A 1,663-nucleotide genomic window follows, 5' to 3' on the forward strand; every position below is an offset into this window, starting at 1 on the left:
CCCCGGCACCCCGCGCCTCTTCCTGGACCGTTTCGCCCACCCCGACGGCCGCGCCCGCTTCACCGCGCCTTCCCACCGGCCCGCCGCCGAGGAGCCCGACGACACGTATCCGCTGTACCTGACCACGGGACGGACCGTCGCCCACTACCAGAGCGGCGCGCAGACCCGCCGGGTGCCGGAGCTGACCGCCGCCGCGCCCGGTCCGTACGTGGAACTGCACCCCGATCCGGCCGCTCAACTCGACGTAAGAGAAGGCGATTTGGTAACGGTCACCAGTCGCCGGGGCACCGTCACCGTCCCGGCCCGCCTCAGCGCGGCCATCCGGCCGGACACGGTGTTCATGCCGTTCCACTGGCCCGGCGGGGGACGCGCGAACCTGCTCACCAACCCGGCGCTCGACCCGGTCTCCCGGATGCCGGAGTTCAAGGTGTGCGCGGTACAGGTGGAGAAGGCGGTACTCCCCCGGGTCTGCGCACCCGCCGAGCCGGTGGCGGTCGGCGCGTGAGGTCCCGCCGCATCGCCGTGGTCGGCGCCGGAATGGCCGCCGCACGCCTGGCCCAGCAGCTTCAGGCTCATGCCGGGCGTACGGAGACGGTCCTGTACGGGGCCGAGCCAGAACCGCCCTACAACAGGGCGCTCTTGGCCGATGTCCTCGCCGGGCGGTACCGGTCCGGCGCGCCGGCTCTGCCGACCGGGGGCGCGCGCGTGCGCACCGGGACCGAGGTGGTGGCGGTGGACGTCCGCGACCGGGCGCTCACGCTCGCCGACGGGAGCCGCGAGACCTACGACGAACTGGTCCTGGCCACGGGCGCCGAGCCCGTACGGGCATGCGCGGAAGGTGCGCACACGCTGCGCTCCCTCGCCGATGCCGCCCGTATCTCCCGGCACGCCGACACCGCCACCCGCGCGGTGGTGATCGGCGGCGGCGTACTGGGCGTCGGCACAGCCCGCGCCCTGGCCGCCCGGGGTCTGCCCGTGCACCTCGTCCACAAGGGTCCCCACCTGATCCACCGCCACCTGGACAGCCAGGCCGGCAACGCCCTGCACACCACACTGGCCCGCCTCGGCGTCACCGTCCACCTCGCCTCCACGCCGGGTGGTGCCATCACCCCGACGAGCGCCGACCTCGTCGTCGCCACCTGCGGAGTCCGCCCCCGCACCGCCCTCGCCCGCGCGGCCGGACTGCCCGTACGGCACGGCATCCTCGTCGACGACAGCCTCGCCTGCGCTCCGCACACCTACGCCATCGGGGACTGCGCCGAGCACCGCACCGCGCCGTACGCCCTGGCCACGAACGCCTGGGCGCAGGCCGACGTGCTCGCCGCCCGCCTCTCCGGCGCCGACCCCGGGGCGCGCTACACCGGCTCCCGGCCCATGACCCGGCTCACCGCGGGCCTCGTGGAGTACGCCGCGTTCGGGGCGTGCGGTGACGCGGCCGAGGAGGGCGCCGACGTGCTGCGCATCGGGGACGCGACCCGGGGGGCCTACAAGAAGCTCGTGCTGCGCGGGGACCGGATCGTCGGCGCCATCCTCGTCGGCGATCTCGCCACCGCGGGCACCCTCACCCGTGCCTATCTCACCGGCCGGCCCGTCGGCCCCGATCCGTTGTCCCTGCTCACCGCCCCGCTGTCCGTCCGATTGCCCGAGGAGTCCCGCCCAGGAC

2 protein-coding genes are annotated in these 1,663 nt (G+C 75.1%); both read left to right on the top strand.

Annotated elements, in window-relative coordinates; genetic code table 11:
* Positions 1–505: molybdopterin oxidoreductase family protein (locus tag CCN33_RS28855; RefSeq protein WP_167387972.1), on the top strand; the 505-nt coding region annotated here is incomplete at its 5' end.
* Positions 502–1,663, top strand: a 1,162-nt coding sequence (locus CCN33_RS28860) for an NAD(P)/FAD-dependent oxidoreductase (RefSeq protein ID WP_086696326.1), incomplete at its 3' end; no start/stop codon positions are given. The genes CCN33_RS28855 and CCN33_RS28860, both read left to right, overlap by 4 nt.

Origin of the sequence: Streptomyces recifensis, from assembly GCF_002154615.1 — a bacterium.
Taxonomy (GTDB): Bacteria; Actinomycetota; Actinomycetes; order Streptomycetales; family Streptomycetaceae; genus Streptomyces; species Streptomyces griseoluteus.